General features: G+C 42.3%; 1 protein-coding gene. It reads left to right on the top strand.

Annotation, left to right across the window (positions count from 1 at the left end):
- A partial coding sequence (locus AAEY75_RS16580) for a hypothetical protein (protein ID WP_352260257.1) occupies positions 1–246 on the top strand: 246 nt, incomplete at both ends.

The following is a 246-nucleotide window of genomic DNA, read 5'->3' as shown; positions in this document are numbered from 1 at the left end:
CCGGTGTGCCAACTGCAGGTGCAACCAAAACCGTCTTTATTTCAGTACGTGATAGCGATAAAGAGCAACTTTCCCCTATCGCTCGTCAGCTGATTGACTTTGGCTTTAACATTGTAGCGACTACTGGTACGCAAAAAGTACTAAGCGACAATGGTATTGAATGCAAGCAAATTAACAAAGTCACCGAAGGTCGCCCACATATCGTTGATGCCTTGAAAAACGGCAAAATCGATATTATTATTAACA

The organism is Psychrobacter sp. TB55-MNA-CIBAN-0194 (genome assembly GCF_040309505.1).
Lineage (GTDB): Bacteria > Pseudomonadota > Gammaproteobacteria > Pseudomonadales > Moraxellaceae > Psychrobacter > Psychrobacter fozii.
The sequence above is the reverse complement of the archived record's forward strand: the minus strand, read 5'-3'. Positions and strand labels throughout refer to the sequence as shown.